This window comes from Nocardioides sp. AX2bis, assembly GCF_902506435.1.
Classification (GTDB): domain Bacteria; phylum Actinomycetota; class Actinomycetes; order Propionibacteriales; family Nocardioidaceae; genus Nocardioides.
Genome location: NZ_LR733215.1, coordinates 3,268,769 through 3,293,406 on the forward strand (window position 1 = coordinate 3,268,769; position 24,638 = coordinate 3,293,406).

25 protein-coding genes are annotated in these 24,638 nt (G+C 67.4%); 12 read left to right on the plus strand and 13 right to left on the minus strand.

Going from position 1 to position 24,638, the window contains the following annotated elements; translation table 11 throughout:
• Positions 1-73 precede the first annotated feature (73 nt).
• From GV155_RS15710 to GV155_RS15725, 4 genes are all read left to right on the plus strand, one after another.
• Positions 74-1,003, plus strand: coding sequence for a dioxygenase family protein (locus GV155_RS15710; RefSeq protein ID WP_160009464.1), 930 nt, complete (start codon positions 74-76; stop codon positions 1,001-1,003).
• Positions 1,000-2,823 carry an FAD-dependent oxidoreductase gene (locus GV155_RS15715; protein ID WP_236554359.1) on the plus strand — a complete coding sequence of 608 codons (1,824 nt, stop codon included), beginning with the start codon at positions 1,000-1,002 and terminating at the stop codon, positions 2,821-2,823. The genes GV155_RS15710 and GV155_RS15715 overlap by 4 nt, the downstream gene beginning before the upstream one ends.
• Before the next feature lie 114 nt (positions 2,824-2,937).
• Complete coding sequence (locus GV155_RS15720; protein WP_160009466.1) at positions 2,938-3,588, plus strand: SDR family oxidoreductase; 651 nt, start codon at positions 2,938-2,940, stop codon at positions 3,586-3,588.
• A gap of 57 nt (positions 3,589-3,645) precedes the next feature.
• The gene (locus tag GV155_RS15725; protein WP_160009468.1) at positions 3,646-4,479 is read left to right on the plus strand and encodes a hypothetical protein; all 834 of its coding nucleotides are present in this window, start codon (positions 3,646-3,648) and stop codon (positions 4,477-4,479) included.
• Here GV155_RS15725 and GV155_RS15730 read toward each other — a convergent pair.
• The 4 genes from GV155_RS15730 to GV155_RS15745 all read right to left on the minus strand — a co-directional run bounded on the left by GV155_RS15730 (position 4,464) and on the right by GV155_RS15745 (position 7,867).
• Positions 4,464-5,636: a serine hydrolase domain-containing protein gene (locus GV155_RS15730; RefSeq protein ID WP_160009470.1), complete on the minus strand. Its 1,173-nt coding sequence runs from the start codon at positions 5,634-5,636 to the stop codon at positions 4,464-4,466. The genes GV155_RS15725 and GV155_RS15730 overlap by 16 nt on opposite strands.
• A gap of 654 nt (positions 5,637-6,290) precedes the next feature.
• Entirely contained in the window at positions 6,291-6,866 is a 576-nt protein-coding gene (locus GV155_RS15735; RefSeq protein WP_160009472.1) for a Swt1 family HEPN domain-containing protein, read from the minus strand.
• Positions 6,866-7,495 (minus strand): DUF5343 domain-containing protein, encoded by a 630-nt coding sequence (locus GV155_RS15740; RefSeq protein ID WP_160009474.1) that lies wholly within the window; start codon positions 7,493-7,495, stop codon positions 6,866-6,868. Before GV155_RS15740 ends, GV155_RS15735 begins: the two co-directional genes overlap by 1 nt.
• A 201-nt stretch (positions 7,496-7,696) precedes the next feature.
• Positions 7,697-7,867, minus strand: a complete 171-nt coding sequence (locus GV155_RS15745; RefSeq protein WP_160009476.1) for a hypothetical protein — start codon at positions 7,865-7,867, stop codon at positions 7,697-7,699.
• Between the two features lie 315 nt (positions 7,868-8,182).
• On the opposite strand from GV155_RS15745, the gene GV155_RS15750 reads away from it, so the two are divergent.
• The gene (locus tag GV155_RS15750; protein ID WP_160009478.1) at positions 8,183-8,788 is read left to right on the plus strand and encodes a hypothetical protein; all 606 of its coding nucleotides are present in this window, start codon (positions 8,183-8,185) and stop codon (positions 8,786-8,788) included.
• Positions 8,789-8,992: 204 nt separating this feature from the next.
• Here GV155_RS15750 and GV155_RS15755 read toward each other — a convergent pair whose 3' ends face one another.
• On the minus strand, positions 8,993-9,793 hold the full coding sequence (locus tag GV155_RS15755; protein WP_160009480.1) for a hypothetical protein: 801 nt from the start codon (positions 9,791-9,793) through the stop codon (positions 8,993-8,995).
• Between the two features lie 1,057 nt (positions 9,794-10,850).
• Positions 10,851-11,300, minus strand: a complete 450-nt coding sequence (locus GV155_RS15760; protein ID WP_160009482.1) for a hypothetical protein — start codon at positions 11,298-11,300, stop codon at positions 10,851-10,853.
• Positions 11,301-11,704: 404 nt separating this feature from the next.
• On the opposite strand from GV155_RS15760, the gene GV155_RS15765 reads away from it, so the two are divergent.
• The 4 genes from GV155_RS15765 to GV155_RS15780 all read left to right on the plus strand — a co-directional run bounded on the left by GV155_RS15765 (position 11,705) and on the right by GV155_RS15780 (position 15,672).
• Entirely contained in the window at positions 11,705-12,226 is a 522-nt protein-coding gene (locus GV155_RS15765) for a DUF1643 domain-containing protein (RefSeq protein ID WP_160009484.1), read from the plus strand.
• 410 nt (positions 12,227-12,636) lie between these two features.
• Complete coding sequence (locus tag GV155_RS15770; RefSeq protein WP_160009486.1) at positions 12,637-13,896, plus strand: hypothetical protein; 1,260 nt, start codon at positions 12,637-12,639, stop codon at positions 13,894-13,896.
• Between the two features lie 191 nt (positions 13,897-14,087).
• Entirely contained in the window at positions 14,088-14,999 is a 912-nt protein-coding gene (locus GV155_RS15775) for a restriction endonuclease (RefSeq protein ID WP_160009488.1), read from the plus strand.
• Between the two features lie 103 nt (positions 15,000-15,102).
• Positions 15,103-15,672, plus strand: coding sequence for a hypothetical protein (locus GV155_RS15780; protein ID WP_201300198.1), 570 nt, complete (start codon positions 15,103-15,105; stop codon positions 15,670-15,672).
• A 130-nt stretch (positions 15,673-15,802) separates the two neighbouring features.
• On the opposite strand, the gene GV155_RS15785 is transcribed toward GV155_RS15780, so the two are convergent.
• A complete protein-coding gene (locus GV155_RS15785) occupies positions 15,803-18,715 on the minus strand; it encodes a vitamin B12-dependent ribonucleotide reductase (protein WP_160009490.1) in 2,913 nt (970 codons plus the stop codon).
• Positions 18,716-18,888: 173 nt separating this feature from the next.
• The gene (gene nrdR / locus GV155_RS15790) at positions 18,889-19,398 is read right to left on the minus strand and encodes a transcriptional regulator NrdR (RefSeq protein WP_160009492.1); all 510 of its coding nucleotides are present in this window, start codon (positions 19,396-19,398) and stop codon (positions 18,889-18,891) included.
• A 369-nt stretch (positions 19,399-19,767) separates the two neighbouring features.
• On the opposite strand from nrdR, the gene GV155_RS15795 reads away from it, so the two are divergent.
• Both GV155_RS15795 and GV155_RS15800 read left to right on the plus strand, forming a co-directional pair.
• Positions 19,768-20,169 carry a hypothetical protein gene (locus GV155_RS15795; protein WP_160009494.1) on the plus strand — a complete coding sequence of 134 codons (402 nt, stop codon included), beginning with the start codon at positions 19,768-19,770 and terminating at the stop codon, positions 20,167-20,169.
• Positions 20,170-20,237: 68 nt separating this feature from the next.
• On the plus strand, positions 20,238-21,158 hold the full coding sequence (locus GV155_RS15800; RefSeq protein WP_160009496.1) for a PGN_0703 family putative restriction endonuclease: 921 nt from the start codon (positions 20,238-20,240) through the stop codon (positions 21,156-21,158).
• Positions 21,159-21,260: 102 nt separating this feature from the next.
• Here the strand turns inward: GV155_RS15800 and GV155_RS15805 are convergent, their stop codons facing one another.
• The 4 genes from GV155_RS15805 to GV155_RS15815 all read right to left on the minus strand — a co-directional run bounded on the left by GV155_RS15805 (position 21,261) and on the right by GV155_RS15815 (position 23,480).
• Positions 21,261-21,812 (minus strand): Dps family protein, encoded by a 552-nt coding sequence (locus GV155_RS15805; protein ID WP_160009498.1) that lies wholly within the window; start codon positions 21,810-21,812, stop codon positions 21,261-21,263.
• Positions 21,813-21,914: 102 nt separating this feature from the next.
• Positions 21,915-22,583, minus strand: coding sequence for a hypothetical protein (locus tag GV155_RS15810; protein ID WP_160009500.1), 669 nt, complete (start codon positions 22,581-22,583; stop codon positions 21,915-21,917).
• A 115-nt stretch (positions 22,584-22,698) separates the two neighbouring features.
• Positions 22,699-22,869, minus strand: coding sequence for a hypothetical protein (locus GV155_RS20510; RefSeq protein WP_201300199.1), 171 nt, complete (start codon positions 22,867-22,869; stop codon positions 22,699-22,701).
• Positions 22,870-22,928: 59 nt separating this feature from the next.
• Positions 22,929-23,480 carry a mismatch-specific DNA-glycosylase gene (locus GV155_RS15815; RefSeq protein ID WP_160009502.1) on the minus strand — a complete coding sequence of 184 codons (552 nt, stop codon included), beginning with the start codon at positions 23,478-23,480 and terminating at the stop codon, positions 22,929-22,931.
• Positions 23,481-23,513: 33 nt separating this feature from the next.
• On the opposite strand from GV155_RS15815, the gene GV155_RS15820 reads away from it, so the two are divergent.
• Positions 23,514-23,870: a hypothetical protein gene (locus tag GV155_RS15820; protein WP_160009504.1), complete on the plus strand. Its 357-nt coding sequence runs from the start codon at positions 23,514-23,516 to the stop codon at positions 23,868-23,870.
• Positions 23,871-24,166: 296 nt separating this feature from the next.
• Here GV155_RS15820 and GV155_RS15825 read toward each other — a convergent pair whose 3' ends face one another.
• Positions 24,167-24,499, minus strand: a complete 333-nt coding sequence (locus tag GV155_RS15825; protein ID WP_160009506.1) for a LysM peptidoglycan-binding domain-containing protein — start codon at positions 24,497-24,499, stop codon at positions 24,167-24,169.
• Between the last annotated feature and the right edge of the window lie 139 nt (positions 24,500-24,638).

Below are 24,638 nucleotides of genomic sequence, written 5' to 3' on the forward strand. Positions count from 1 at the left end.
CCCCCGCGGCCGTGGGGCGCCTGCTCCGGCGCGCCTGGGCCGGCGAGCAGCCGCTGACCGAGAGGAACGACGCATGAGCGACGCCCCGACCCCCGACCCGACCCCTGACCAGGACGCCCGCGAGCAGCACGTCACCGACCAGGTGCTGGCCAGCTTCGCCGAGGCCGGTGACACCCGCTTCCGCGAGCTGATGGAGGCGCTGGTCCGCCACGCCCACGCCCTGGTCCGCGAGGTCCGCCTCACCGAGCCCGAGTGGGAGCAGGCCATCGGCTTCCTCAAGCGGGCCGGCGACCTCACCGACGACAAGCGCCAGGAGTTCATCCTGCTCTCCGACGTGCTCGGGCTCTCGATGCTCACCGTCGCGGTCAACCAGCCGCCCGACCCCCGCGCCACCGAGGCCACCGTCTTCGGGCCGTTCTTCGTCGACGGCGCGCCCCACGTCGAGATCGGCGGCGACATCTCCGGCGGCGCGGCCGGCCAGCCGTGCTGGGTCTCCGGCACCGTGCGCGGCACCGACGGCGAGGTCGTCCCGGGCGCCCGGCTCGACGTGTGGGAGGCCGACGACGACGGCATGTACGACGTCCAGCACGCCGGCGACCTCACCCAGGGCCGCGGCTGGCTGAGCACCGACGACGAGGGCCGGTACGGCTTCTGGGGCGTCACCCCGACGCCGTACCCGATCCCGCACGACGGCCCGGTCGGCGACCTGCTCAGCGCGGGCGGGCGCGGCCCGATGCGCGCCGCCCACCTGCACTTCATGGTCAGCGCGCCGGGCTACCACCGGCTGGTGACCCACATCTTCGTGCGCGGCGACACCTACCAGGACTCCGACGCGGTCTTCGGCGTCAAGCCGTCCCTCGTCGTCGACTTCGACGAGCAGCCGGCCGGCACGCCGCCGCCCGACGACGACCCCGGCGCCCGGGTCGTCGAGGGCACCTGGACCCGCGCCCACTTCGACGTCCACCTCATCCCCGCCAACAACACCGCCCAGGAGCAGTCATGACCGACGCCGGCCTCGAGCAGGAGACCACGCCCACCCACCCGGGCTCGATGACGCGCCTCGACGACGAGCACGAGGGCGACCTGCACACCGACGTCCTGGTGATCGGCAGCGGGCCGGCCGGCGCCTCGGCCGCGCTGTTCCTCGCGACGTACGGCGTCGACCACCTCGTGATCACCAAGTACCGGTGGACCGCGAACACCCCGCGCGCGCACATCACCAACCAGCGCACCGTCGAGATCATGCGCGACATGGGCATCGAGCAGGACGTCATCGACGAGGCGACGCCCCACGAGATGATGGGCGACACCGTCTTCTGTTCCAGCCTCGCCGGCGACGAGATCGGCCGGATCCGCACCTGGGGCACCCACCCGGTCCGCGAGGCGGAGTACCGGATGGCCAGCCCCTCGATGAACTGCGACCTCCCGCAGACCCTCTTCGAGCCGATCCTGATCGGGCACGCGGCCTCGCGCGGCAGCCGGATCCGCTTCGACACCGAGTACGTCTCGCTGGTCCAGGACGACGCCGGCGTCACCGTCACCGTCCGGGACCGGCTCTCCGGCCACGAGTTCCGGATCCGCGCGCGCTACGTGATCGCCGCCGACGGCGGCCGCAGCCAGGTCGTCGCCGACCTCGGCCTGCCGATGGCCGGGCAGATGGACCTCGCCGGCAGCATGAACATCGTCTTCCACGCCGACCTCACCGAGCTGGTCGGCCACCGCCCCAGCGTCCTGTACTGGGTGCTCCAGCCCGGCGCGACCATCGGCGGCATCGGCCTCGGCCTGATCCGGATGGTCCGCCCGTGGGACGAGTGGCTGATCACCTGGGGCTACGACATCAACCAGCCCCCGCCCGACCTCGACGACGCGATGGCCACCGAGATCGTGCACAACCTGATCGGCGACGACACCGTGCCGGTCACGATCCGCTCGCTGTCGCTGTGGGGCAACAACAAGATGTACGCCGAGCGCTACCGCGAGGGGCGCGTCTTCGGCGTCGGCGACGCCGTCCACCGGCACCCGCCGAGCAACGGGCTCGGCTCGAACACCTCGATCCAGGACTCCTACAACCTGGCCTGGAAGCTCTCGTACGTCCTGCGCGGCCTGGCCGGCGAGGGCCTGCTCGACAGCTTCGACGAGGAGCGGGCCCCGGTCGGGAAGCAGATCGTGCTGCGGGCCAACAAGAGCATCGAGGAGTTCGGCGCCATCCTCGAGGCGCTCGGCCTGGAGGACTCCGGGCAGTCGATCGAGGAGATGCAGCGCGGCATCGACGCGCTGGCCGACGGCACCGAGGAGGGCGTGGGCCGCCGCGAGTCGCTGCGCAAGGCCCTCGAGCTCAAGGACTACGAGTTCAACGCGCTGGGGGTCGAGCTCGGCCAGCGGTACGCCTCGCGGGCCGTGGTCGGCGACGGCACGCCCGAGCCGGCGTACGACCGGGACCCCGAGCTGCACCACCACCCCACGACCTGGCCGGGGGCGCGCCTGCCGCACTGCTGGCTCGGCGACGGCGGCCGGCGCGTGAGCACGCACGACCTCGCCGGCAAGGGCGTCTTCACGGTGCTGACCGGCGTCACCGGCGCCCCCTGGGTGAAGGCCGCGCGCGAGGCCGCCGCCGAGCTCGGGATCGAGGTGCGCGGCTTCGTCATCGGACCGAAGGCCGACTACAGCGACCTCTACGACGACTGGGCCCGGCTGCGTGAGGTCGCCGAGGACGGCTGCGTGCTGGTCCGCCCGGACGCCCACGTGGCCTGGCGCTCGGCCGGCCTCGTCGACGACCCCGCCGGCGCGCTCACCGACACGCTGCGCGCCGTCCTGGCGCGCTGAGTCACGCCCGTCCCACCCCCGCGGTGGGAATGGCTCGCAGCGTCAGCCGTTGGGACTAGACAGCCGCCGCCGGCACGGCAGCGGCCGATCACAGTCCCACCGCAAGGAGTCCCCATGTCGAAGGTCATCATCGTCGGAGCGCACGGCAAGGTCGCCCGTCTCGCCGCCCCCCGCCTCGTCGCCGCAGGTCACGAGGTCACCGGCGTGATCCGCAAGGAGGAGCAGGCCGACGCGATCCGCGAGACCGGCGCCGAGCCGCTGGTCGCCGACGTCGAGTCCGCCTCGACCGACGAGATCACCCGCGTGGTCACCGGCCACGACGTCGTCGTCTGGTCCGCCGGCGCCGGTGGCGGCAGCCCGGAGCGCACCTGGGCGCTCGACCGTGACGCCGCGATCCGCACCATCGACGCGGCCGTCGCCGCCGGTGTCCCGCGCTTCGTGATGGTGTCCTACTTCGGCGCCGGGCCCGACCACGGCGTCGACCCGGAGAAGGACTTCTTCGCCTACGCCGAGTCCAAGACCCAGGCCGACGCGCACCTGTCCGCCTCGGACCTGGCCTGGACGATCCTGCGCCCCTCGGGTCTCACCGAGGAGGCCGGCACCGGCGGCATCGAGACCGGCCCCGGTGTCACCGGCGGCCAGGTGGCCCGCGCGACCGTGGCCGACGTGATCGCCGCGGCCGTCGACGCCCCCGACGCCGCCAAGGGTCTCACGCTGGAGTTCAACGACGGCGAGCAGCAGGTCGCCGACGTCCTCGCCTCCTGAGGACCGCGCCGCCCGGGCGATAGGTTCGGGCGGTGCAGACCGACGCCGTGGCCCCTCGTGGCTGACCCCGACGAGGGCGTCACCGACGACGCACTGATCCGCACCGGCGTCTCCCGCGACCGCGTCCCGGCGGCGTTCGAGCCCCTCCTGGCCGACGCCGTCGGGCTGGTCGGCACCGTCCCCGGCGCGTCCCTGCTGCTGTACGGCTCGGTCGCCACCGGGACGACGGATCCCGCCCGCTCCGACCTCGACCTGCTCTCGATCGGGTTGTCCGCCGAGCGGGCCGAGGTGCTCGGGCAGCGGCTGGGCGCCCGGTACGCCGACCGCTGCCGCAGCGTCGACGTCGTCCCGGTCGAGGCTGGCACGTTCGCCGGCGAGGGCGACGAGGCGTACGGGTGGCGGGTGCTGCTGCGGCACTACTGCCTCCCCCTGGTCGGCCCCACTCCGGACGAGGTCGTCCCCGACCTCGCGCCGGGGTACGCCGCCGACGCCCGCGCGGCCCGCGGCTTCAACGGCGACCTCGCCCAGCACCTCGACCGGTGGCGTACGGAGGTCGACGACCCGACCACGTCGACCGGCCTGCTCGCGGTGAAGGTCGCCCGCAAGACGCTGCTGGCGCTGACCGGGCTGGTCAGCGTGCACGACGGCACCTGGACGACCGACCGCGCGAAGGCGGCCGGTCGGTGGTCCGGGGTGGAGCCGGCGTACGCCGCCGAGCTGGCCCGCCTGCTCGGCTGGAGCGCCAGCGCCCGCCGCCCCACCGGCCGCCGCCCCGAGCAGCGCGACCTGGTGCGCGCGCTCGGTGACGACGGCGTGGTGGGGATGGTGGCGTCGCGGTTCGGGGTACTGGTGGGGATGTGGGACGAGGCCGCCCCTCAGAGCGCGGAGTAGAGCGCCTCCTCGAAGTCGCCGTACACCTTCCAGGCCTCCTCGGTGATGAACGGCAGCGAGTTGGTGTAGATCGACGCGCAGATGCCGGTGGTGCGGTCGACGAAGAAGTGCGTGTTGAAGAGCCCCGCCCACGAACCCGTCCCCGCACGGCGGCGCCCGGGGATGTCGTCGTTGTTAATCATCAGGCCGTATCCCCAGGTCCACCCGGGTCCGGCGCGGAGCGAGTCCGTGGTCCCCGAGTCGGCGGTGAGGATCTCCTCGGGGAAGGTCAACCCGCGCAGCTGGTCGGAGAACGCCTCGTCGACGGTGGCCTGCTGCAGGATGCGGGCGCCGTCGAGCTCGCCGCCGCGAAGCAGCGCCCGCTCGAAGCGAATGTAGTCGCGCGGGGTGGAGAAGAGGCCGTGGCCGCCGGCCCACCAGTCGGGGGTGTCGTTCAGGACGTTGCCGATCGAGCTCCAGGCGCCGTCCTCGCCGCGCACGTGCACCCCGACGACGTTGGCCTTGCGTCCGTCGTCGAGGGCGAACATCGTGTCGTCCATCCCGAGCGGGCCTGTGACGTGCTCCTTGACCACCACGTCGAGCGTGGTCCCGGCCACCGACTCGACGACCTTGCCGAGCCAGTCGGTGTTGATGCCGTAGTTGAAGCGCTCGCCGGGGTGGGCGACCATCGGCGCCCTCAGGGCGGCGGCGTCACCGGGGACGACGTTGGGCAGCCCGGTCGCGGTCTCGTAGCGGGCGAGCTCCTCGTTCCAGAACCAGTAGCCCAGGCCGCTGGTGTGGGTGACGAGGTGGTGCACGGTCGCCTTGCTGCGCGGCTCGACCAGGCGCGGTTCGTCGCCGTCCCAGCCCTCGAGGACCTTGATGTCGGCGAACTCCGGGCAGTACTCCTCGACGGGTGCGTCGAAGTCGAGCTCACCGCGCTCGCGCTGCTGCAGCGCCGCGGTGGTGCACACCATCTTGGTCATCGACATGATCCGGAACTGGGTGCTGGTGGTGACGTCCTCCTCCGCCTCCCCGACGACGCGTGACCCGACGCCGCCCTCGTAGAAGACGCCGTCGGCGTCCGCGGCGATCGCCGCGACGTGGGGTACGGCGCCGTCGTCCACGGCCGACTGCAGCACGCGGTCGATCCCGCTCCCGTCGATGGTCCTGCTCATGGTGGGTGCCTCCCGGTCCGTGGCCCGGCCGTTCCGGACCCGTCCGGCCACCGTGGCACCGACCGCATTCGAGTGGCACCCGTCACATGGGCAGTCTTTCGGCCGGGCTTGGGGGTCGGGGCCCGGTGGGCGAGGAACGAGCGCAGCGAGCGTCTCGAGACCTCAGGCCCGGATGACGGCTATCCGGCGCGCCTCCCCTCCCACACCTGCCACCGCAGCCGCTTCTCCTTACCCCGCCTGACATTTGCCCCACCCAGGTCGGCCCTGGTCGACACCACCAACGGTTGGTCGAGCAAGTTCACCGACCTACGCCGCAGCGGTGGTGTCGACTTGTCGACCTATCTCCACTAACCCGACTCGAACTTCCCGACATCCTCCGCCGCGGCACCCATTCGTGGACTCGCCTGCGCAATGCCAGGCTCAAAAACTCGACCGACGAGGACCACGAGGACCACGAGGACCGGCTGTGAGGGCGGGCATGAGCCCTCGCCGACGTCGGACAGTCCGCCCAGATTGACGCACGCATCCAGCGATGCCGCGGGCGGGCCATTATCGTCTAAGGAGGTCGACGGAGGCGTCTCGATACAGTAAGCGGAGAAGGCTGATCACCCCACATTGGGGCTCCCAAATGTTCACTCGAATGGACGCGACTGCTCAGGAGCCCACCTGTCGCGTCCAGTCCCTAACGTTCATTCCCACGCGCTCCGCGTCCTCGATCGACAACTGCCCACTGTGCATGATCACGTTCCGCGACCTGGCGATCGTTCCGAAAAGCGACGTCGCCCAGTCGATGCGCGGGACATGTGCCTCGAAGAGCGTCCAATTCTGCTGCATGATGTCGGGAAGATGCCCGAGCTCGGTGTAATCGAGTAGGTCGTCGCCGCGATCGCCGTGCCACTTGGTCTTGACCTCGTCCTCGCGCCGACTTTCGGCAAATTTCTGGATCTTTGCGGACACGCCGTTCGTCCACCAGTCGTCACCGAACTCGTCGACGAGCACCCGCCGGACGAACTTTCGCGCCGTCTTTTCAAAGGCTGTGATGGCGACGTAGACGACTGCCATGTTCTGCGCAGCGGCGATGTCGCTCGGGTCCAGCAACTCAAGCGAAACCGCCGCCCGATACTCCTCAAGGCCCTCGGGGGCAGCGAATGGGCTTGCCGCCAATCCCGTCGTCTCGATCGCTTGCTGCGTTAGATCGCCACGGAATACGAACGAGTAGACGTCAGTCATTAGATATCGAGGTGCTTGGCGAGGCTCGCGAACAGTGCGTCGTAGACGGCAGGGTCCCGAGTTGCTGGCAGGTGAAGGTTGATCTCATACACCAGTCGTGCCTTCGTGGACGTCGTGGCGTCCCTGCCCGATTCGATCCGCGGCGTGAGCGGAATATCATCCGCCTCGCCAGGCTCCTCCAGAGGGATGGCTGTCGGCGGAACGCTTTCGAAGTCCGCATTCTTTGCAAACGCCAAGAACGTGTTGGCCATCTTGCCTAGCACTGCGTCCGAGTAGGCGCCTTGCGAAATTGTCTTAAACTTGGCACGAACATCGGCGGCTGTCATCTCATGCGCGTTCTTGTTGATCTGGAACAGGTCGGCGTACGCATCGCGTAGGCCGTTTGCGAGGACTGCGCCTGACAGACTTGGATCCAAGAACTCGTGATAGGCCTGGGTTGGCTCGCCAGACTCACGTAGCAACCCGAGGGTCTTCAACATCTTTATGACTAGGCGGTCGGCTGCACTTGTATAACCAATCTGTTCCAGAAACTTGATTGTGAACCGATCGGGGGCCTGCGCTGCACGAACTGAGTCCAGAATCGCGTCGAGGTTCTTGAAGGAGGTGAGGTAGGAAGACGGCAGTGCCATGGGGTGACTCTCTTCCGTTCCACCTTGAATAGTCAAGCATTGTTGTTTGTCCGCGACGGCCCAGCGCGCGAGCGTCCTGGGCCTCGGCGTGTCCGTCACGGATTCGGAGTCGGCAACCCGTCGATTCGGGCTCGGATGGCAACACCCGCCCGTGGCACGTCCAACGCCGTTCGTCCGTTAGGACCAGCAGGAGCGTGTCATCTAGTCGCCGAGAGCGAGCGGGCCTGAGGGAGTCCCCGATTCGCCTGTGGAGCCTTCGGTCGACGCCGTTGGGTGCGGGAGTAGAACGTTACCGAGCCGCTCGAGGTCGCCCGGATTCATGTCGGCGACGTCGTCGATGGCCTCAACAAAGGTGTCGTCGGCGCCGCTCACGCTGCGGACTTCTCGGCTCCGGTCACTCCCGAGTGTCCCAGCCACCGCAACGGCTTTCTGCGACCCCGGCGTGATTACGCCGTAACCGGCGGGCAATACGTGCCATCCCACCCCCGGTCCCCGGGGACGTGGCAACATTCGGCCGTGAAGCCGATCGCGTACGAGCCGTCGATCATGTCCCTCTACCTGGGCATGCGCGTCCGCGACCAGCTTCTGGCGACTGGCACTGGTTTCGTCGTAGAACACTAGGGCCTTCCATTTCTAGGGACGAACCGGCATAACCTCACCGGACGCCATTCGGACAATAACGAGCTCATGAGCCCGGCGACCGGCGCTGTTCCGGACACAGTCGTCATCACCCATGCGTGCACCGACGGCCTCGGAGTGTGGATCCAGCGTCAAGAGTCTCTCTATGACGATGATGGCCGGCCGCTCTGGCTTGAACATCCCACGTACGGCAGGACCGTGGAAGTTGTCGCGATGCCACTAACAAATCTGCGTGAGGTGGCGCTTCATCCGTACCCGCTCGAAGACCCAAGCCCCGGGGTTCTCGTTGGCGTGACAAGTGAGGTAAACGTCGTTGGGTTCCCGCTGAACATGCATCACGCCGGGTTCCTTGCGATCTGGGCAAGAGGCACCATCGCATCCGAGTACCACGTCGATTACGACGAACTTCCCCTGTTCTTGATTGACAGCCGCACCAGGCCAGGGCAATCGGGATCGCCGGTAATCTTATTCAGCGCCGGCGGGCACTATCAGGTCGAGGGAGAGGTATCGCCGCGCGCGGGACACCTCACTAAACTGCTGGGTATCTACTCCGGGAGAGTCAACAAAGACAGCGACCTCGGCTTCGTCTGGCGGGTCCGCGCCATCCAGGAGGTAGTCCGCGCGGCGGTCAGGCCCTCCGAAAGTGCGCCGTAGTGCACGGCCTTGGCTCTTAGCGGTCCGGGCCTGCCCGTCGAGTCGATCTTTCGGCCGGTTCGAGTCGGCGCCGCTTGGCATTCGGATCTGCCGCGTTCTGCGCGCCTGCCGTCCTGCGTCTATCCGCCGCGAATCCCCTTATTCTCGCAAGCGGGCCCCTACGGCGGGTCGTCTGGGAACCATGATGGACGCGGTCAACTCGCATCAGCTGAGATCAAGCACCTCCAGAATCCCGCGCAACTCGAACATCCGATCAGACGCCGCGGGGAGCTCCTTCCGAAGGTCGCGCAGCCGCCGTGCGCTATTCCGATCAATTTGCTGCGACCCCATCTCTTCCGCTAATCGCGAGATGGCTCGCAAGCCCCAGAACTGACCGAAAGGTTTCTTCTCAACGTCGATGACACTGTCGATAAGCACGATCGTATAGTTGGGGTCGGGCTTCGAGTACAGAACCGCGTAGGCCGCGAGCCGCTGTCCAAGGTCTCCGCCCTTGAGCGCACTCTCAAGTGGAACGGATTCGCCCGCATCTGCGGCCGCAATCATCTCCCCCACGATCTTGGTCATCACCTGGGTGCGCGCAGACCCGCTCGGCATGCCCGTGCGCGGGTCTCGAACGGCGTTGTATTGACTGACCAGACTTGGGAGACGTTCCCTGGATTCCCCGTCAATGGCATCTGTGAGTTGCGCGCGCTCACGAGCCTCATTCGCCTCCTGAACCTGGCGAACTGAGGCGCTTGCCCCCTCAACCTGGTCCATGCGCTGGGCCAACTCGCGGTACTTGACTCCGCCGATCGGGGTGTCGATTGACTCGAAGACAGAGCCGAGCCACGGAACGATGGCAATTCCAAGTAGCACCAGGACGATCGTGTCCATCTGAACGGTCGGCCAGACCAGATGCACAACAACCAGGGCGAGAGCGCCTGCGGTAATCGCGCCCTTAACGAGGCCAGCGCGGCGGTGATGGGCGTCCGTACGTTTCGCACGGGTGTCCTTTGAGGGATCCATCGGGTCACCCCCTACGACTTTCGTCCTGCCAGGCGCGGACGCGCCCCGACAACTGTCCGCATCCTAGACACCGCAAGACGTGGGCCGTGACCTAAAGCAAAGGCGTCTGGATCACGGCAGAGACAGCATGGGATAGGTCTTACCGCCGCGTATCGGCCTGCGTGTCTGATACAGCGATGTCACGTCCCAACGGGCTATGCGTCAGCCTCGTCACAACGGTTCCGGCGTGCCACTCCGCGGCCGTGGGGAACCTCGGCTTGGCCATTGCTCAGGAGCTCCCGACAGGTCTGCGCTCTGCATTCAGATCCCGGCCGGATGACGCCAACGGGGCTAGAACCTGCGCTGCGCTCGCCGCTGAGCCGGTTCCGACCTGGCCCCGAAGGGCCCGTTAGCAAGGGACGAAGGTGTAACCGTCCGGTTCGTAGCAGCGGGGACCGGTGTATCCATGATCGTCATCCGTTGTGTAGACCAAACCTCCTGAGCCCCCGTCGTCATCAGACGATGGGGCGTCAGGAATCGGCTCAGGAGGTGCTGGCGCGGGAGGTGGCGGCGGAGGCGAAGGGCGAGCAAGTCGCGTGCCTTGACCCGCCGGGACCGCCTTGCCGATCCACCGGCCCATGAATCGGACGCGGCTGAAGAAGTGGTTCACATCGGAGTCCCACGCGAGCCCGACGAAGTCGTCGCCCTCGCAGACGACGTTGTAGTACCCCTCGGCGTCGGTTACCTCAAAGGTCCCGTCCTCGCTGCACACAACAACCTCTTGCTCCCCGCACCGGACCGAACCGGTGCGGGTCTCCTCAAGTGCCTGCCGCATGCACTGCTGCTCTGTTTGAGCCTGACGCTGCTCAGACTTCTCGCCTGGATTCATGCTGATTGCGCGCCGGACTTGCCTATCGCTCAGTTGAGTTGGTTCTTCCTGTTCGTCGGTCGCGGCGCACCCGCTGAGAAACAGCGCAGCGACTACCGCAACCGATCCGGACCTGCTGGAGAGCGACATTCGATGAGTATGCCTCGCAATCTGTGCCGTCTCCGTTGTCATGCATCGCACCATGAGGGCTCACTTGGGGCGCTGGAGCACGTCCTGTAGTCGGTAGGCGGCGTCGTTGCCCTCTCCGAGGGCCGCCTCGATCTTGCCCATGGGGCACCCAGCGGTCCCGTTGTCGCACATGGTCCAGTAGGCGTTGCCGAGGGAGTACCGGTAGAGGACGAGGCGGGCGGGTCGCGCCGGGGCCGACGAGCATGCTGTCAGGGCGTCGTCTATGCCCTGCTGGAGCCGGTCGAAACGATCACTGAAGGTCGAGAAGGCCAAGCCGTTGGTGTCGTTGGCCAGCATGACATCGACCAGGGGCGACATCTCGTCCCGGCAGGTCTGACTCTCCGCGAACTCCGGTGATGCCAACGAGCCAGCCGGGTCGGTCGATTCCTGCTGGGCCTCATCGGTTGACCCGCCACAGGCTCCCATGGCGAGAACGGACAGCAGTGCCAGCCAGACGGGAAAACGGCTCATCGCCCCAACCTAGGGGGACCTCCAGGGGCAAGGAGCCTTGTTTCACCCGGACCCATGTGGGGTACCTATCCCGGCTTCTCCCGCGACCGGCTGAGCCAAGGCAAGGTCCATAAGAGTGCTTCGCCGACCGTTGGATGGCCCGACCTGTCGAGTTTACCGGGGTTAGGTCATGTGGTCAGCGGGCCTGCTGGCGAGGCGAAAGAACTCTCAGAGCCGCGCTCGAAGCTCATCCTTTTTCGTTGAGAACTCCTTGTCGTTGAGGATGCCGTCCTTATGGCCCAATCAAAACGAGGTCGCCAAGCGTGTCCTCGGCTCGCGTCTCTCCTCCGCGCACCCGCCGGATGACAAGTCGTCTCTGGGTCATCTACGGCCGAGGGTCCGATGCCTCGCGATACGTTCGGCCCATGCAGCAGTCCAAGTGGATCTACGACCCCAGTCCGGACAACACGGCTCGTACGCTACTTGGCATTGAGGGGCCGCGGCCCCTTGTGTGCGTCGGTATCAACCCTTCGACTGCTACTCCCGGCGACTTAGATCGCACTGTTGCCACCGTGGAACGGGTATCGGTGCAGCAGGGATACGACGGTTTCGTCATGCTCAACGTGTACCCCCAGAGGGCAACTGACCCGGACGATCTGCACGCGACCGTTGACTCAGAACTTCACGAGTGGAACATGCGCTCGATCGCGGCCCTCGCGAATGGGCGCGATCTGACCGTCTGGGCGGCTTGGGGAACGCTCATCCGCAAACGGAAGTATCTGGCGGGCCTTCTAACGGAGATCGTCGGTCTGCCTGAGCTGAGGAGCTGCACATGGGTGAGCCGAGGCGCCCGTAGCAAGGCCGGTCATCCCCACCATCCTCTTTACGTAAGGGCCGACGCGCCGCTCGAGGACTTCGATGCGCTTGGCTACGTGGCGACCCTGTAGCCCATAGATTCGCCGTCGCCTGCCGGGAAGAGCGGAACCACGTCATACCGCCGCGAGCAGGACACCCCAAACCTCCGGCCATGCCGATAAGCGGACGCTTGGGTAGCAAGCCCCGACAACCACACGATGACCACAGTGATCGCGTGTCACGTCGCCATAGCTGAGGAACTGGCGGCAAGTTGCCGCCCAGCGGCTTGGCGAGCCTCATCGTGACGGAGCTACGGCGTCACTTCCACGCGGTCGCGCGCGGTCAACTCGGACTTGTCCCACTCCCCCGCTTGCGTGCGCGTTAGCAGTAGATGCCGTGACGACGGTGGTCAATTCCCCTAAGTCCCACGTTGCGGTCCACAACTTGCTCAAGCTTGCGAAATTTCGACCGCTTTTCGGAGGCCGCAACTACCCTCGACACGATGCTTCCACTGTTGATTGTCTTCGTAGCCCTGATCGCTCTAGCAACCCTGGGTTGGCTTCTGTGGCGGCACGCCGGCACGAACGAGGTTTTATCGCGACACTCGCCCGCCACTAACGGCCCCGGTTCCGAGCCGGTTCCACTGTTCCCGCCCTCGGGGGTGCTGGTCTCAGAGCAGGTACTGCGCTCTCTTGAGCCAGGGTCGCTGTCAGTCTGGGAGGCACTTGAGCAAGCGGCGGTGCCAGTTGCGATCGAGTACTTCCCGGTCAGCGATTCCGAGATCACGCGCTACCGAACTGTTCCAATGAACGCCTCCGCCCAGAGATCGATCGAGCAGATCGTAAAGACGCTTGGTCCGGGCCAACCGACTCTGTACAGAGCTGTTCTGCCGAAGGGCGCAGAACTTGTGAAGGCCGCCGGCCAGTCGGGCTTCCGCGGGTTCTCTCGAACCGGCGGCAAGACCGCACACGCAGTCCTCAAGCCGGTCGCCGCCGGCGGCGCCTTGGCAGCAGGGTGGCCGATCTTCGCTGTTGCCGGAACAGTAATGGCGGTCGACATGGTTGCGCAGCGTGAGATTCGAGCGCATCAGCGTCGAGTGGAGACGATCCTCGGGCGCCAGGAACAGCGTCACTACGCCGAGAGGATTAAGGATCAACGCACGGCGGATGCGCAATTGACTCGTACGATCAGCCTCATTCTTGATGGGCATCAACCAGACCTCGAGCTCACGCTCAAGAGCGCGTACGACGAGTTCCACCGCTCGCAACAGTTCCTTCAGAGGTATTGCCTGACTATTGAGGCGCTCGTCGAGTCGGACGGTAAAGTTGACTATGGACGCCTTGAGGCGGAAATCGGCATCGAGGGTCGGGACCACGATTTCTTCTGGCACCTGCACATGGCCCGAGGAGCGGTCGCCATCCGGCGGAGGGCTCTCGTGACCGAAGCCGCCGCATTGGCCCTTGCGGACCCCAACAACCCATACACGGCAATGCGAAAGTTCCTGGACTCGCAGGTTGATTACCTCGACGAGGCCGAGGAGAACGTCAAGACCATCACGCAGCGTCTTTCCAACGTCGACCTCAAGGGCGGATGGTCCATCGCAAAAGCCGTTCGGAAGCGAGATCGAATCCGCACACTTGCTGCACCGCCCGCAAGTCAGGACGGGGCTGAGCTTCTGTTCCTTCGAACGGTGAGCGGCGAAGTTGTGCAGGTGGTACCTGCAGAAGACGTCGAGCCGCCGCAGATCCCGGCAAGCCAGTAGCCGTCTCGAGGGCTGGCCTTGAGGCCTGCCGCCCGCTCCACGGTAGGTCCTTCCACCGCTTCGGCCCGACTGGCCTAGCCAACTCGTATGCTCACTGTGTGAGCCGTCGGCGGACACCCAGGAACCTAACTGCGAGGCCAAGTCAGGGCCCCGATCGTCCCTCTGATCTCGAACCTTCCCGCGGTCCCGTCGTGGAGACCGAGGTGCTCACAATCGAGGAGCTCGTGAGCGAATACGAAGGTCTGTGGGCGACGGCCTCGATGGCGGACCTGGACTTGAGCTCGATACCCCGCGTTGTCGACGATTATCAGTGGTCACTACTTCGCTCAGCCTTCGCGGGTTACATCTGGGGATCAACTCAGGACGGCATTCCTGCCCTCCTGGCACATTCCGAGGACACCTTCCGCCTAAACGGGTACTTGCAGAAGTTGCAGGTCTTGCTGATCGTCTATGCGGATGGCGTGGCCGAAACGCACTATCTCCGCAATCTCAGCACGGGTTCTGAGACTGCGATGGAGTCTCGACAGCCGGCCCGGGTGGCGGGAGGTAACCATTCACCTGACGCCTCCCTCCTCATTGTCACGGAGCCGTCCTTCGGGATTGACCACATGATCGAGCCGGACCCGGGCTCGCGAGCGCAGGATGTCGTGCGAGTGCTTGCTTGCTTGAGCAAACCGGGTGCACGACGTGCGCTCGCGGGGTTCCAGGGCGGTACGAACGCTGTACCGGAACCACGCTTAGTTCGTGACGCATTCGAGGCTGAAGAACTTGCCGCCGAATGGGTTCGGGCGATGGGTTATCCAGACGCGGTGACCACCGCAAGGGGTGCCGACGGGGGCATCGACATCCATACCCCGAGCAGCAGAAAGGTTGCGGGCCAGGTCAAGTTCGAGGCAGTGAAGACGGGGCGCCAAGTACTTCAGCAGTTGTACGGCGCTGGCCAGGCGACAGGTGCGACCACCTTTGTATTCTTCAGTTCGGCTGGTTACACAAGGGCCGCGTCTGAGTGGGCAAACGCCGTCGGCATTGCACTATTCAGGTTCCAGATCGACGGATCCGTAAGACCCGAGAACGGCTTGGCCGAGTTGCTCCTTCGTTCGTGATGACGGGCCAGCCTCACCGCAGAAAACCTGGATCCAGGTGCGTCATCTCGCCGCGTGACGCCTGTCGTCTCGGCCGAATGTCGAGTTTAGGTACCGTCATCAGATGGCGACCCAGACACAGACCGACCAACTGCGGGACGCACTCCTGGCCCATCAGACGCTCGCATCACCCTTCTACGACGAGGCTGTCGACGAGATTGCGTCCCGGGCTCAGGACAGCGGCTCGCTCGGCAAGGCAGATATCGGCGGGCTTGTCGCATGGAAACGGCTCAACGGCAGCACGCGCTGGATGAGCGAGTTCATGGCTACGCCCAACGACCTCGTCAGGAAAGCAACACTGAACGCTCGCGAAGCGGCCCTTAACGAAGCAGTCGACGTTCCTTCCGCTGCGCGAGCAGCACGATCCGCGCTCTCGCCAATCGCGGGTTTCAAGACGGGCGACGCTCTCGCGTCTGCCGTGATCTACGCACTGGCCCCTTGTCGGATGGCCGTCTACGACAGGCGAGCACAACTTGGACTCGAAAAGCTCGGCCTCTTGCTCACCTCGACGCCGGGCAGGTACGGCAGGTACATGGCGCTCGTGACCGACCTAAGCATCGAGTCCGAGCGCCACGGCACCCCACTGAAGGCACGGGACATCGACCTCGCGTTGTTCGCCCTCGGGGGGACGTGATCGGCTGCGGGAACGCTCCGCGTCTTTACGCCGCATATGTCTTTGCCGAGCGCGTACTGCCCACCAACTCATAGGAGCCCCGAGGAGATGAACTCCTAGGGGCTCCTACGCACTTACTCAGCGCCAAACATCAGCTGCAGCCGGACGTGCTCCCGCAGCCCTCGCACACGTAGCAGGACCCAGCAGGACGCATCTTCGTCCCGCAGGTCATGCACAGCGGGGAGTCGACGGCGGTGCCGGTGAGCTTCTCCATCAGCTCGGCCGAGGTGTGAGCCACCTTGGCCGGCTCCGCGGGGACCGCGCGCTGCGAGGAACCCTCGGAGTCGTGGGTGACCACGGGCTCCTGGTCTCGTGACGCTCGCTTCGCTCGCTCCTCGACCACCAGGTCGTCATCGTCGAGCAGCTCGCTGGCCGAGCCGGTCTCCTCGAGGAGCTCGTAGGAGCCGGTCTCGAGGTGGCGCTGACGCTCGTCGGCGGAGTAGATGCCCAGGGCCGCACGGGAGTCGAAGTCCAGGTAGTCCAGCGCCAGGCGGCGGAAGATGTAGTCCATGATCGACTGGCTCATCCGCACGTCCGGGTCGTCGGTCAGGCCGGCCGGCTCGAAGCGCAGGTTGGTGAACTTGGAGACGTAGGTCTCCAGCGGCACGCCGTACTGCAGGCCGATGCTGACCGCGATCGAGAAGGCGTCCATCACGCCCGCCAGGGTCGAGCCCTGCTTGCCGAGCTTGAGGAAGACCTCGCCGAGCTCACCGTCGTCGTGGGCACCCGAGGTCATGTAGCCCTCGGCACCGCCGACGGTGAACGACGTGGTGCGCGACAGGCGCGACTTGGGCAGGCGCTTGCGGGTCGGGGCGTAGACGACCTTCTCCACGACCTTCGTCTCGACCGGGGCGGTGTCCTCGGACTTGCCGTCGTCGGCCTTGCCCTCGTTCTTGCCCTTGCCGGTGGCCATCGGCTGGCCGACCTTGCAGTTGTCGCGGTAGACCGCGGTCGCCTTGAGGCCGAGCTTCCAGGACTGGAAGTAGACGTCCTCGATCTCCTCGACCGTGGCGGTCTCGGGGAGGTTGACGGTCTTGGAGATGGCGCCGGACAGGAACGGCTGGCAGGCCGCCATCATCCGCACGTGGCCCATCGGGCGCAGCGAGCGCGCGCCCATGGCGGTGTCGAAGATCTCGTAGTGCTCGAGCTTGAGGCTGGGGGCGTCGATGACGTGCCCGTTCTCGCCGATGTAGGCCACGATCGCCTCGACCTGCTCGGGCTGGTAGCCGAGCTTCTTCAGCGCACGCGGGATCGTCTGGTTCACGATCTGCATCGAGCCGCCGCCGACCAGCTTCTTGAACTTGACCAGCGAGAAGTCCGGCTCGATGCCGGTGGTGTCGCAGTCCATCATGAAGCCGATGGTGCCGGTCGGTGCGAGCACCGAGGCCTGGGCGTTGCGGAAGCCGTGCTCGGCACCCTGCGCCTGCACGTCGGACCACGCCTGGGTGGCCAGGGCGTGCACCGAGCGGTCGTGGGAGTGGACCGTGCGGACCGCGTCGTTGGCGGCCTGGTGCTTGCGCATCACGCGCTGGTGGGCCTCGGCGTTGCGGGCGTACCCGGCGTAGGGGCCGACGACGCCGGCGAGCTCGGCGGAGCGCTTGTAGGAGACACCGGTCATCAGCGAGGTGATGGTCGCAGCCATCGCGCGGCCGCCGTCGGAGTCGTAGCCCAGACCCATCGCCATCAGCAGGGCGCCGAGGTTGGCGTAGCCGATGCCGAGCTGGCGGTAGTCGCGGGTGGTGTCGCCGATCGGGTCGGTCGGGAAGTCGGCGAAACAGATCGAGATGTCCATCGCGGTGATGATCAGCTCGACGGCCTTGCTGAACAGCGGGGCGTCGAAGGTGTCGTCGTCCTTGAGGAACTTCATCAGGTTCAGCGAGGCGAGGTTGCACGAGGAGTTGTCCAGCGACATGTACTCCGAGCAGGGGTTGGACGCGGTGATCCGGCCCGTCTCGGGGTTGGTGTGCCAGTCGTTGATCGTGTCGTCGTACTGCAGCCCCGGGTCGGCGCAGGCCCACGCGGCCTGGCTGATCTTGGTGAAGAGCTCGCGGGCGTCGACGCGCTCGATCTCCTCGCCGTGCTTGCGACCGCGCAGCGCGAAGTCGGTGCCGTCCTCGACCGCACGCATGAACTCGTCGCTGACACGGACGGAGTTGTTGGCGTTCTGGTACTGCACGGAGGTGATGTCGGCGCCGCCGAGGTCCATGTCGAAGCCGGCGTCGCGCAGCGCGCGGATCTTGTCCTCCTCCTTGGCCTTGGTCTCGACGAACTCGACGATGTCGGGGTGGTCGACGTCCAGGACGACCATCTTGGCCGCGCGACGCGTGGCGCCGCCGGACTTGATGGTGCCGGCGGAGGCGTCCGCGCCGCGCATGAAGGAGACGGGGCCCGAGGCGGTGCCGCCCGAGGAGAGCAGCTCCTTCGACGAGCGGATCCGCGAGAGGTTGAGGCCGGCGCCGGAGCCGCCCTTGAAGATGAAGCCCTCTTCTTTGTACCAGTTCAGGATGGAGTCCATCGAGTCGTCGACCGAGAGGATGAAGCAGGCGCTGACCTGCTGCGGGCTCTGGGTGCCGACGTTGAACCAGACCGGGGAGTTGAACGAGAAGTACTGGTTGAGCAGCAGCCAGGTGAGCTCGTGCTCGAAGACCTCGGCGTCGCCGGCGGAGGCGAAGTAACCGTGGTCCTTGCCGGCCTTGACGTAGGTCAGCACGACCCGGTCGATGAGCTGGCGCAGGCTGGTCTCGCGGGCGTCGGTGCCGACGGCGCCGCGGAAGTACTTGGTGGTGACGATGGTGGAGGCGTTCAGCGACCAGGTCGTGGGGTACTCCACGTTGCGCTGCTCGAAGACGGTGGCGCCGGTCTTCCAGTTCGTCTGGACGACGTCGCGACGCTCCCAGGTGACCTCGTCGTAGGGGTGCACGTCGCGGGTGGAGAAGACGCGCTCGATGTGGAGCCCCTCTCCGCGGGCCTGCTGAGCGTCGGCGCGGTTCACCGTCTCGGTCATCTGGTGTCTCCTCGTGTGGTGCTGGTGTCGGTCATCAGTCTTGCGGGGGCCACCGACAGGGGTCGGAGCTCCAGGTGGAGCGGGGGGCGTACGGGTCACGCGGTCGTGCACATGGGGATGAGGTGGTGCACCCCGGCAGGCAGCTTCCCCACTCCCTGCCGGGGTGGTCTGGGTCAGCCCGTGGGGGCTGGTGCGCGCCCGTCGAGGCCGTCGAGGGCCGCGGGCGAATCAGGCGTACGCCGCTCGGCGCGCAGGGAGGCGATCTCGTCCTCGAAGTCGTCGGCGGACTCGAAGGCCCGGTAGACGGAGGCGAAGCGCAGGTAGGCGACCTCGTCGAGCTCGCGGAGCGGCCCGAGGATCGCCAGGCCGACCTCGTGCGCGGGGACCTCGGCGGCGCCGGCGCCGCGCAGGGCGTCCTCCACGGCCTGGCCGAGGCGGTCGAGCTGGTCCTCGGTGACCGGGCGGCCCTTGCAGGCCTTGCGGACGCCGGCGACGGCCTTGTCGCGCTGGAAGGGCTCGGTGGCGCCGGAGCGCTTGAGCACCGTGACCTGCATCAGCTCGACGGTCGTGAACCGCTTGCCGCACTCCGAGCAGGTACGCCGGCGGCGGATAGAGCCGCCGTCCTCGGCGACCCGGGAGTCGACGACCCGGGTGTCGGTGTGCCGGCAGTAGGGGCAGTGCATCGCGGGTGGCTCCTCTCGGGTCTGCGGATGTGAGGCGGGGATGTCAGAGTGGGCGGGCGCGCTCGTAGCACCGCCCTGCGGCGGTGGATGAACCTGTGGAGAACGGCGTTTCCCTGGGGATAACACGCGCCGGCCTGTGGGCCATCCGCATCTATCTGTGAACTAGATGTGGATAACTACATCCGTGTAAGTACTAGATGTAGTGGAACCGTACGCCCGGGACCACCAGCCGCGCAACCTGTTGCGGGATCTCGGCGTGACTGATTTCGGCGGCCCGCGTCGTCGCAGGTCAGGGCGGGTCCCACCCCGCTTCTCGACTGGTCGGGGGCGCGGCTTGCGTCGGCACCGGCGACCGGTCACGGTGGGGACATGGACCAGATCGAGCTCGTCATCGAGGACCTCCCGCCGGCGAAGAGCGAGGGCAAGTCGATGCTGGCCGCCGCGCACCGCCACCACTCCCGGGTGGTCGCGTTGCTCCAGGCCGCGCGGGACCACATGAAGTCCACCGGTCACAAGGGGTTCGGCAAGACCCCGATGACCCTCGACGTCACCCTGACCTCGCCGGAGCCGCCGGCCTCGGACGCCACGAACTACCTCGGCGGCATCACCGACGTGCTCGAGGCCAAGGGCCAGCGCGGCCCGCTGGGGCACCTGGGCGAGCTGGCGAAGGTCGCGCTCTACGACGACGACCGGCAGTTCCAGGACGTGCACTTCCGCTGGCAGCAGGGCAAGCCGACCGGGTACCGGGTGCGGATCCGCCCGCGCGCCTGAGCCCACCCCGCGAGCCCGTCTTCCACCAAACCGCTACCTGCCGGGGTTACCCGTTCTAGCCTCCCCAGATGGAGCACGAAGCGAACCTCGGACCGCTGAAGCCTGAGTGGGACCGTGTCCCTCACGACTCGGACATGACCGAATTTAGACGCGCCACACGCCGCCAGCAGGCGCGTTGGCGCTCTTCTGAGGGCCACTCGTATGGGGAGCACCCTCCGGGAAACCCGAACGGCTCCACCCTCGATGAGACCTCGGCTGCGGCGAACGCGAACTTCCTAAGTCCTAAGGTCGTCCAGGCAGTTGAGAGCCGGCTCCGCCATCCTCAGAAGCACCAGACGCTCGACTCAAAGCGGCTGCGCGCCAACCTGCTTTCGTCCATGCCGATGTGCTTCAACCTCTTCGGGGAGCTGCACGCAGACCTAGCCAGACTGACAGCGACCGGGCAAGCACTCTGGGAGATCGAGACCCCCGGCCGCGAAGTCCTCTTTGAGTGGTCACCGGGTCGCATCGAGCCTGGGTACACCAAGGATCGCACCGCTTTCGACGCAGCACTCTTCTTTGAAGGCCCCGGAGAGGCGAAGGTTGCGATCGGGATTGAGACAAAGTTCCACGAGCGTGCCGCGGCCGAGAAGCGGCCCGACGAGTCGACTCGGATGCCGCGGTATCGCGAGATCACCGAAACCTCCGGCATCTTCGAACCCGGATGGGAGGCCATGATTCTTGGGACACCGCTCCAGCAGATCTGGCGTGACCATCTGCTGATCCTGTCGATGCTCCAGCACCCCAGCGGTCACTGGGCGACGGGTTCGAAGTACATCCTGGTCTATCCGGAGGGCAATACAGACTTCGCGCGCCTTGCTCGGGAGTACACCGCGGTCCTGACCGATGCCGAGACCTTCCGAAGCGTGACGGTCGAGGAACTGATGGCAGTCGACGTCCTTCACGACCCAGGAATGCGCCATCGCTTTCAGGCGCGGTACATGCCCTAGTCCTTCAGCCCAAGAACCGTCGAACGCACGAACGGCCGCCCCCGCGCGATGCGGGAGCGGCCGTACGTCGGTGGCGGCGCTGGTATCAGCGCCGCCGGGTGATCACGGGGTGATCGACTGCGGCGAGGACGCGTTCGCGACGCGGTTCTCGGCGTCAATCATCCAGGCGAGCTGCTCGAGGCGCTCGAGGATGCCGTGCAGGATGTCGGCCGAGGTGGGGTCCTCGGCGTCGACCTCGTCGTGGATGCGGCGGGCGGTGCCGGCGGTGGCGTAGATCGCGGAGACGATGCGGTCCACGGTGTCGGCGGTGTCGACCTCGGTGGAGGGGAACTCCGGCAGGCTGGTCTGCGCGCCGACGGTCGCCGCGCGGGCGTCCGGGACGACGTAGAGGGCGCGCATGCGCTCGGCCACGGTGTCGGAGAAGGTGCGGGCGTCGTCGACGACCTCGTCGAGCTGCAGGTGCAGGTCGCGGAAGTTCTTGCCGACCACGTTCCAGTGCGCCTGCTTGCCCTGGAGGTGCAGGTCGGTCAGGTCGACGAGGAGCTGCTGGAGGTGGGCCCCGAGGGTCTCGGAGGCACGGTACGGCGGGTGGGCGACGTGGGCGCCGGCGCTCGAGGAGGTGGTCAGGTCGGTGCTCTGCATGGTGTCGCTCATGGTGAGGCGGTCCTTCCGATCGGGGATGTCCCTACTGTCGCACCTTTTCTGGATCGATTCCAGAGAGGGAAGGCTTGCCTGCGTAGGCGGTCGGAGGACCGGTCAGACGCGGTCGGGGCAGGTGCACTCGACCGGGAGCCGGACCGTGCGGAGGTCGGCGCCGGCGGCCGAGACGCAGCCCTCGAACGGCACGCGCCAGCGGTCGACGCCCTCGAGGGTCAGGACGGCGAGCTCGACGCCGTCGCGGTCAACGACGAGCGGCACCACGGACGCGGCGTCGTACCCCTGGGCGCGGGCGCCGGCGAGGAGGTCCTCACCGTGGACGGCGGCGAGGTGGCGCAGGACGGCGGCGGCCTGGTGGCCGAAGGTGTCGGGCTCGGAGCGCCAGAAGGCGTCGACCGGGACCACGACGTCGTCGCGGCCGGGCTCGACGAGGCGGACCGAGAGCAGCGTCGGCGTGTAGGAGCGCACCCCGGACTCGTCGGGGCGGTCCATCGTGAAGGAGCCGGTCAGCCGGACCACCCGCGAGCCGGGGCCCGGGACGGTCAGGGTCGCGACGCGGCAGGCGGCCAGGGCCGGCACGGCGGGCGAGGAGCCGGAGAGCAGCACGCGTACGCGCCCGTCGTCGGCCACCTCGACCGACACCAGCGTCTCGGTGGAGGGCGTACGGCAGCTGCGGGTGCGCAGCGTGCCGGTCCGCGCGCCAGCGACCGACGTCCGGGCCTGGTCGGCCCAGGTCGAGGCGGGGTTCCGCAGCAGCTCGCCGGTCATGAGGTAAGGCTACCCTCACCCCCCGCCTCGGCGGTAGGTGTCATCGGTCTCAGGTGATGCGGCCCTGGAAGGCGCCACCCGCGGGGGCGACTGCGGCGCCGGCATCGGTTCCTGCTCAGTCGTCGCGCAAAGCTCGGTGCTGGTCCACGTTCCGCCCAGCTCCGGGGTCCGGCACCGGCTCGGCCTCGACGCTGGCGATGGTGTCGTCGAGCCGCACGTCCGGCGGGAGGCTGCTGTAGTACTTGGTGATCTTGGCTCCGCCCGGGCGGTCGTCGTCAGCGTCCATCCTTCGACCCTAGTGACGCAGTCCGGTCCGGATCGCATGCTCCGGCGCCGTCGGGCCGGTCATGCGCCGGATGGTTCCAGGTCCGGACCTGCGAAGTCAGCGAGGTCGGCCATCTCCGCAAGCTCGCGCCACCACGAGACCCGCGTGGGGCGACCGTCGTAGTCGCGGCGGCGGTTGGCGCCACTGGGTCCCGGGAGCACGAACACCTGGGTGCGCCCGACGTACCACTCGGTGGCGCCAAGCAGCTTCGGCGGCCTGCGGCCCAGCGCCCGCGCCGCCTGCTGCGCCGCGCCCTTGCCGGTGAAGGCGAGCCAGTCCGGCTCCCACCGCTCGACCTTGGCGACGAGGTCGTCGATGTCGGCCACGTAGCGCACCCCGTCGGGACCGGGGCGTCCGACGAGGTCGGTCAGGCCCAGCCCCAGCTCGGGGAGGCGCCGGTCGTCCTCGGGACTGAGCAGCGTGGGCGACATGCCGGCGAGGTGGAGGCACTCCCAGAAGGAGTTGCCCGGGGTCGCGTAGTAGTGGTCGCGGGTCTTCGGACTGTCCTGGCCGGCCTGGCCGCAGAAGACCACAGCGGGGTCCGGGCCGACGATGTCTGGCAACTCCTCCACGCCCCCACCATGCCGTCCGACACAATGACCCTCATGGGCGGAAAGCGAGCCGGGTCGCGACGAGGTCCCCGGCCCAAGCAACGGATCTCTCCTGCCCTTCTCGGGCTGGCGCTGGGTGTCACGCTGCTGGTCGTGGCGTGGGGCTACCTGGTCTTCGCAGCCATCGACTTCGGCGCGGAGGCTCGTGGTGGGCGGGGCGAGGCGTGGTGGTTCCTCGCGCTGGCGTCGATGGGGGCGGTGGCCTGCCTGTTCGCCGGGCTGATGATGGTCGCGCGGATCTTGCGACTGCTGGCCTCTGCGCCGGTGGCGGGGACGACTCCGGGAGCGGACGACGGTGCTGGTGACAGCGTCTCGACGCCGGAGGGGTACGTGGGGCGGCGCGTGCGCTGAGCAGCTGGGTCTCGTGACGCTCGCTTCGCTCGCTCCTCGACCACCGTGGGTCTTGGTCTCGTGACGCTCGCTTCGCTCGCTCCTCGACCACCGTGGGTCTTGGTCTCGTGACGCTCGCTTCGCTCGCTCCTCGACCACCGGGGTCACCCTCGACCACCGATGAATGCGTGAGGGGCGGGGCGGCCGTGGCCACCCCGCCCCTCAGCGTTCCCCTGCTCATCGACGGGGTCGAGTCGTCGACGAGCCTCTAGCCCACCAGCGGCGCGGGTCGATGCGCCTGCGTGGTGGCCGACACGTCACCCGAGCGGGACGCGCAGCTCCTGACCGGTCTGCAGTGCACCGGAGTCGAGGTCGTTCAGCTCTTGGATGTCAGTGACGACCGAGGCGACGTCGCCCTCGCCGGTCGCAGCCACCGTCTCCTGCGCCAGGCCCCACAGGGTCTCGCCCGGGGCGACCACGACGACGCGGGTCGGGTCCGGGGTGTCCTCACCGTCGGCCATCGAGGCCTGCGCCAGCCAGAGGCCGGCGGAGAGCAGGATGCCCAGCGCGAGGAGGAGCACGACCAGCCGGCCCCGGCGCGTCAGGCGCACGGTGGTGGTGGGGCGGGCGGACTGCAGGGTGGCGCTCATGGTGACCTCCTGGGGAAGGTGGCGGTCAGCGGTGCCGGATGCGGTGCTGACCACCGGGGTCGGTGGTGGACGAGGGAATGTCTAGAGGCCGGCGCCGACAGCCCTCGGTGACGAGGTGGTCGGACCCGGTCGATCAGAC

What these genes read in the sequence shown, in the direction of transcription:
- GV155_RS15710 (WP_160009464.1), top strand. Translation starts at nt 74, where the DNA reads ATGAGCGACGCCCCGACCCCCGACCCGACCCCTGACCAGGACGCCCGC.
- GV155_RS15715 (WP_236554359.1), top strand. Translation starts at nt 1,000, where the DNA reads ATGACCGACGCCGGCCTCGAGCAGGAGACCACGCCCACCCACCCGGGC.
- GV155_RS15720 (WP_160009466.1), top strand. Translation starts at nt 2,938, where the DNA reads ATGTCGAAGGTCATCATCGTCGGAGCGCACGGCAAGGTCGCCCGTCTC.
- GV155_RS15730 (WP_160009470.1), bottom strand. Translation starts at nt 5,636, where the DNA reads ATGAGCAGGACCATCGACGGGAGCGGGATCGACCGCGTGCTGCAGTCG.
- GV155_RS15735 (WP_160009472.1), bottom strand. Translation starts at nt 6,866, where the DNA reads ATGACTGACGTCTACTCGTTCGTATTCCGTGGCGATCTAACGCAGCAA.
- GV155_RS15740 (WP_160009474.1), bottom strand. Translation starts at nt 7,495, where the DNA reads ATGGCACTGCCGTCTTCCTACCTCACCTCCTTCAAGAACCTCGACGCG.
- GV155_RS15750 (WP_160009478.1), top strand. Translation starts at nt 8,183, where the DNA reads ATGAGCCCGGCGACCGGCGCTGTTCCGGACACAGTCGTCATCACCCAT.
- GV155_RS15755 (WP_160009480.1), bottom strand. Translation starts at nt 9,793, where the DNA reads ATGGATCCCTCAAAGGACACCCGTGCGAAACGTACGGACGCCCATCAC.
- GV155_RS15760 (WP_160009482.1), bottom strand. Translation starts at nt 11,300, where the DNA reads ATGAGCCGTTTTCCCGTCTGGCTGGCACTGCTGTCCGTTCTCGCCATG.
- GV155_RS15765 (WP_160009484.1), top strand. Translation starts at nt 11,705, where the DNA reads ATGCAGCAGTCCAAGTGGATCTACGACCCCAGTCCGGACAACACGGCT.
- GV155_RS15770 (WP_160009486.1), top strand. Translation starts at nt 12,637, where the DNA reads ATGCTTCCACTGTTGATTGTCTTCGTAGCCCTGATCGCTCTAGCAACC.
- GV155_RS15780 (WP_201300198.1), top strand. Translation starts at nt 15,103, where the DNA reads ATGGCGACCCAGACACAGACCGACCAACTGCGGGACGCACTCCTGGCC.
- GV155_RS15785 (WP_160009490.1), bottom strand. Translation starts at nt 18,715, where the DNA reads ATGACCGAGACGGTGAACCGCGCCGACGCTCAGCAGGCCCGCGGAGAG.
- nrdR (WP_160009492.1), bottom strand. Translation starts at nt 19,398, where the DNA reads ATGCACTGCCCCTACTGCCGGCACACCGACACCCGGGTCGTCGACTCC.
- GV155_RS15795 (WP_160009494.1), top strand. Translation starts at nt 19,768, where the DNA reads ATGGACCAGATCGAGCTCGTCATCGAGGACCTCCCGCCGGCGAAGAGC.
- GV155_RS15800 (WP_160009496.1), top strand. Translation starts at nt 20,238, where the DNA reads ATGGAGCACGAAGCGAACCTCGGACCGCTGAAGCCTGAGTGGGACCGT.
- GV155_RS15805 (WP_160009498.1), bottom strand. Translation starts at nt 21,812, where the DNA reads ATGAGCGACACCATGCAGAGCACCGACCTGACCACCTCCTCGAGCGCC.
- GV155_RS15810 (WP_160009500.1), bottom strand. Translation starts at nt 22,583, where the DNA reads ATGACCGGCGAGCTGCTGCGGAACCCCGCCTCGACCTGGGCCGACCAG.
- GV155_RS20510 (WP_201300199.1), bottom strand. Translation starts at nt 22,869, where the DNA reads ATGGACGCTGACGACGACCGCCCGGGCGGAGCCAAGATCACCAAGTAC.
- GV155_RS15820 (WP_160009504.1), top strand. Translation starts at nt 23,514, where the DNA reads ATGGGCGGAAAGCGAGCCGGGTCGCGACGAGGTCCCCGGCCCAAGCAA.
- GV155_RS15825 (WP_160009506.1), bottom strand. Translation starts at nt 24,499, where the DNA reads ATGAGCGCCACCCTGCAGTCCGCCCGCCCCACCACCACCGTGCGCCTG.